Below are 5,677 nucleotides of genomic sequence, written 5' to 3' on the forward strand. Positions count from 1 at the left end.
CCTCCGCCTGCCCAGCCCTGGGCAACCCGCACCCAGCAGCTTGCCGTTTCATTGGGTTCGGCGTAGCGGTCCCAGGGGAACTGGATCTTGACCCGGCCGTGCTCGTCGCAGTGGATCTCTTCGCCCTCAGGGCCGACTACAAAGGCGACCTGGGGGCCATCGACACGGGGCTTGGGATTGGGCGTAGCGCGCCAGGGGGCATCACCGGGGATCAGCGTGACCTGATTGTGGTAGCGGGTCATACCGTTGGCATCGCCCTGCGTGATGCCATCTTCTTCCAGCGCCTGGGGCTGCTCGCCGTGATGGGTGACACTAATCGTCTGCCAGTCGCGGTTGAGGCTGTCGGTGTCGTGGTCGGTCAGCGTAAAGCGCAGGCCGGGGGCCAGTTCGGGCAGGTCGCTTTCGGCGCTGGCGGTGATCGCTTCCCGGCGCAGTTGCTCCAGGCGGATACGGGTAAAGGGCTCGCCGGAGGCGTCCTGCTTATAGCGGCCGGGGTAGTCGTAGTGTTCGTAATCGACCTGCTGTCCATGGCCTTCCACGTCACGGCCCAGGTGGTCGTGCAGCTGCGCATAGGCGGGATTTTTAAAGCTGTAGTCTTTCAGCGTGGCGGACGAACTCGCCACCCGGGCGGTATGGCTGAGCTTGCGCACATGGCGCATGGGCGCAGTGCCTCCGGCACGGCTGTGGTAGCTGCGCTCGCCGAGATGGGTCAGTACCTGCGGATCGTCGGCAAACACCAGTCGGTGGGCGCCCGCGTCACTGTCCTCAAAGTCATGGAAGTAAAACAGCCCTTCTTCGGCGGCCAGGCGCTCAATAAAGGCGAGGTCGGTCTCGCGGTACTGCACGCAGTACTCGCGCTCGGGCAGGTCGCGGGTGACTGCAAAGGCTACGTCGCGAATGCCGCGCTCATCGCATAGGGTATTGATGATGGTGAGCGGATCGGTCTTCTGGAAAATCCGCGAGTTGTGGCGTAGAGAGAGCCGCCACAGCGCCGGGCGCAGTACCAGGGAGTAGAAGGTACGCCGGTGGCCGCGGTCACCCCGGCCAAATTCGCTGACAATACCGTGCACCCGGCGTAGCGGTTCGCCGTCCTGCCAGATGGTGAGTGACGCTTCACGATCCAGGAGATCGGCAGCCTCCTGGCTGCCGTCGCGGCTGGCCAGGTTGAGCGCCAGCTCGAAAGGTTGGGAGAGCGCTTCGCGGTGGGTAAAGTCAATCACCGCGATGTCGTCAACACCGGGGAGCGTTAGGGTAAATTGCAGACCTGTGCTTGTCATATCAACTGCCCTCCCCTGAGCCAGAGCCAATCACCACGCCGCCGCAATCCACCGCGTGGCCCGTCAGTGAAGCCGGTTTGCCATCGATTAAAATAGTGCTTGAACCCTGTGCGATGGCCCGTGGGTGTGGCGGATGGTCGGGTTTGTCATGTGGTGCCAGAGGGTCACCCACGCGGGCGACTGGCTTGCCGTCCATCATCACCGTTCCACTGCCTGCAGTGACCGGCGTCGGTGGAAAGCCATCGTGGTCGGTCCCCATGTCACCGACGAGTACAAATTTCTGGCCCATTGCGCTACTCCTTTTGCAATCCTGCTTATTCGTGCTTGGTCGCCCTGCTCATTTATCCCGCTTATTCATCCCGCTCATTCATCCCACATGGCAGGCGCTTCATAGCTGGCGACGTCGAAGGCATCTACGTATTGGCGGCTGAACCCCGCTGCCTCGAGGCTATCGATGGCCGAGTGGCAAGACACCGGCAGACGTGTTTGCAGCGGTACGCCATTCAAGCTGCGGCGTACGGCTCTCAATAGCCGCGTGCCATGACCACTGCCTTTCCACTCCTGGCTGATGTAGAAAAACCGCAGCTGCCAAGCGGCCTCATCATCGGGCCGACAGGCAAGTACCATACCCAGCGGGGGGCCCTCGCCAAGATGCAGTGCTAGCAGGCGCCCCTGCCAATGCACCACTTGGCCCTCCACTTGCTGGAGCCATAGGCCACGGTGAACGGTGAATTCCAGTGCGCGGCGCAATGTTTCAAGCACGCTGTTATCACGTAGCACCCAGGGCGAATGCCCCTTGGCATCTGCCTGGTAGACCGCTTCGAGAAACTTATCGATATCCTCATCACGCGCCGACTCTAACGGGCGGGCCCGCTTCACACCTTGACGCGCAGGGTGCAAAGCGGGCCGGGTATTACCCGAGGTAAACAGCTGCTTAAGTTGCTTAAGCATCGTTATCTCGCTCCGCATAGAGTGCTGACGGCAGTTGGAAGCCTGCCACCTGTGAGCGCGTAAAGGGATTGGGCGCCCCGTTGGCAAACAGGCGATAGCGCATTGTGCCGCCGTCAACGTTGAAGCGCAGTTCCAGCTCACGCTCGCCAACGTTGGTGATATCGGCCTGTTCCAGCAGGCGGAACCATGCCCAGGCACCATCCCGCGTCATGCTGCGAGGCGAGCGGTTGACCTCACTGGGCACCATCGTGACGCGGCTCTCGGTACCGCCACGCAGCGAGTTGGGCCATACCATCGACACACGCTGGCTGGGGCTATGGGCATACTCGATCAGTTGGCCATCCACGCTGATCACGCTTCGGCGTTTATCGGGGCTCAGGCTGATGGGTTCGAGGGCAAACTCAACGTCCAGGGCACCATCCCGGCTGAAGTAAGCACGACGAATCTGCTCGGCCTGGTCGACAGCGCTATGCACGCTGTCACGCAGTATCGAATTACCCTGAGCGTCCACTAGATGCTCGGGGGCGCCCTCAATGAAAGGCTTGAGGTTATCTTGATAGAACGCATCCAAGGTGCCGTCGGGCGCAAAGAAATCCTCGAAGTCGCTCAGCGACACGTCCCGGCTTGCATTGGGTGCCAGGGGATAACGCCCGGCCAGCCGCTCCTGGTAGGGTGCCACGACATCATCAAGCCATTGGCGCTCTAGGTGGCGAGTGGCGCTGGCCATCAATAGCTGCCAGCTTTGGTCGGCCAAATCCTGCAGCATGCCACCCACCGGCTGAGGCGTGTTTTCGGCTATTTTTTCCAGGTTATTGATGGGGTCGTCACCCCGCAGCGATAGACGATCACGCACGTTCACAAAGGCAGCACGACCGGCGTCACCGGATTCTTCAATATCCAGCAGATAGTCGCGTAGCTCAGTGACCGCCGCCTTGATTTCCTCTAGTGAAGACGGATTATCATCGCGGGCTTCGCTGAGTTGATTGATGGGTGTGAAAGGCTGTTCAATCTGGGCAGCGAGTTCATAGCGCGGGGAGTGCCTTAATGCCTCACGCGCTTTTTCATCGCCTTCTGGAAGCTCTGGATAAAGGCTTGTGTTGTGCTCAACTGCCGATAGCAAACGATCCAGTGGACGTTTGGCACCCACCAGGGCGTCGGCCACCACAATGGCTTGATGAATATCCGGCAGGGGAACCAGTTGGGTATCGCGCAGGGCATCGCGCCAACCGACATGGTAGTCACTGACATAGTGCTCACGCAGGGCGGTTTTCAACTGCTGTTTATCAGCGTCGCTGAAGTTGATGTCGTCGCGCTGACCAAGCGTCCACGCATCGATGAGCGCTAACTCAGTCGCATGCTCCAACTCTTGTAAAAAGTAGTTCTCAAAACCCTCACGCGTGAGCAAATACGGTAGCGTCACATGTTCCGGGTTGTCGTTGCGAGCCATGAAAACGGTATCAAACAGCGTGCCCACACGCCGCCGTAGATCCAAGGGGTCACCTTCACGACTTCCCGCTGTTTTCAATGCCTCATATACGCGCTCATCGATCGGCTGGCGTGACAGTTCCTCCTGGGCGGCGACCAGGCTGCCCCTGAGTGGCTCCATCGCCTGCTTGGCTCGCTGGCTGCCATCCGCGATATGCCCTTCCAGATCGGTATGGGCCATGGCGAAGTCAAGGTGATCAAGGAGGCGCTCCTGGATCGCACCCTGCTGGGGGAAGTCCCCTTGCCAGCGGCGCGCCATGAAGCGCATCACCCGGTCCGGCTGACGACCACTGGCGTCGGACATCATGCGTAGCACACGCAGCAGGGCGAGTTTTTCATTGCTGCCCGCCTCGGCGCGGTTCATGTCATCCATGATGCCGATCATCAAGGCGGGCAGAAATTGATGCTCAAGCATTGCCACGTAGGCACGCTCTACCTGAGCACCGATGACATGCCCCTGATATAGCCCCATATCTGCCAGATACGGGGTGTGCGTGCGGTATTCATCGAAGGTTTCCAGCGCGCTGCGTAAACGATCAAGCGGCTCCAGCAGCTCATAACCGGTAGGGTCGTCACTTCTAAAAGCGTCAGGATCAGTGGCCAGAAAGGTTTCGGCACGGGCTTCCACGGCAGATAAGGAGACGCTGTTTTTCTGATAAAAATGCGTCCAGCCACCTACCAGGACGACGCCCATGATCAGGCAGGCCGCCAGGCTGATATTGCGCGTGCGGCGCCGCCGCCGGGTCACACGGGCATTGTCGCCCGCCAGCCCCGCTTCGGGATAAATGATATTTTCGAACAGCTCCTCGGTAAAATAGAGAGCGCTGCGCGTCGCCCGGTGTGCAGGCTGAACGCTTTCATCCATGCCATAGCGGCGAGCAGCGGCACCCACGAAGGGGTCTTCGGGCACCCCCTGCTGATAGACCGAAGTGAAGTAGGTACCGCGCACCATGGCGGCCGTTGAGAAACGATCGCTGGAAAGCGACTCGGTCAAAAAGCCCAGCAGCACATCGCGCAGCCCGGCGAGTTGACGCACAAAACGAAATACGGACTCGCGCTCTTCCCGGTCTCGGCATTCCGACAGCATGGCGGGAAGTTGCTTGTTCAGACGCGCCAGCATTTCGTCGTACTCGGCTTCAAATTCGGCTTCCCACTTCCCTTGGGTTTCCATGGAGGCAGGGGTAAACGTAAAGCCCAGCGGAGCTTTGCGTGCTGCGCGGGAGTAATGCCGGAAGAAGTCGTCAAAACCATGCAGCAAATCCATTTTGCTGAAGGTGACATACACCGGCAGTCGCGTGCCGTGACGCTCCATAAGTTCACGCAACCGGGTGCGCAACAGTGCCGCATAGGCCTTGCGCACGGCGACCTGGGCATGGCTTAAACGAGCGAGGTCGAGCACCAGGACAACACCATCAAGTGGCCGCTGGGCACGATTGCGTTCCAACCACTCCACAAAGTGGTCCCACAACCGACTCTGAAGCGCTTGGGGCTCGCCGCCTTCCATCGCGCCCTGGGTGAGCAACTCACCGTCAGGATCGATCAGTACGGCTTGGTCACCGATCCACCAGTCAAAGCCAAGATGCCCTTGTTTGGTGCTTTGACCAGAGGCTTTCATCACATGGGTCAACGCGAAGTTCTGGCCAGAGCGGTTAATAAGGCTGGTTTTACCGGCGTTTTCCACCCCCATGACCAGGTACCAGGGCAAGCGGTATCGGCTACTGTCGCCCCCACCCAGGTTGGCGGTAATTTCACTCAGAACGTTGTTGAGTGCCGTTTCCTGACGCTCCACCTGGAGCATCACCGGGTCTTGCTGGCGAGCCTCTTCCTGCTCACGCTCATCATTCAATGAGCGTAACCGCCGTGCAAGCCGAACGCCCCAGATCACGAGGACCACGGTGACGATGGCCAACGTTGCCAGCAAGCGGTTGGTCAGCGGGGCCAGGGGCGTCACGCCGAAGACCTCC

General features: G+C 60.1%; 4 protein-coding genes. All 4 read right to left on the reverse strand.

What is annotated here, in order from left to right; genetic code table 11:
* A partial coding sequence (gene tssI, locus ADS46_RS12935; RefSeq protein ID WP_156524517.1) for a type VI secretion system tip protein TssI/VgrG occupies window positions 1-1,277 on the reverse strand: 1,277 nt, incomplete at its 3' end.
* 1 nt (window position 1,278) lies between these two features.
* Window positions 1,279-1,566, reverse strand: a complete 288-nt coding sequence (locus tag ADS46_RS12940) for a type VI secretion system PAAR protein (protein WP_066320768.1) — start codon at window positions 1,564-1,566, stop codon at window positions 1,279-1,281.
* A gap of 74 nt (window positions 1,567-1,640) precedes the next feature.
* Window positions 1,641-2,228, reverse strand: coding sequence for an N-acetyltransferase (locus ADS46_RS12945; RefSeq protein WP_066320770.1), 588 nt, complete (start codon window positions 2,226-2,228; stop codon window positions 1,641-1,643).
* Window positions 2,221-5,677: type VI secretion system membrane subunit TssM (gene tssM, locus ADS46_RS12950; protein WP_066320771.1), on the reverse strand; the 3,457-nt coding region annotated here is incomplete at its 5' end. The genes tssM and ADS46_RS12945, both read right to left, overlap by 8 nt.

It is taken from the genome of Halomonas sp. G11, assembly GCF_001663515.1.
Lineage (GTDB): Bacteria > Pseudomonadota > Gammaproteobacteria > Pseudomonadales > Halomonadaceae > Vreelandella.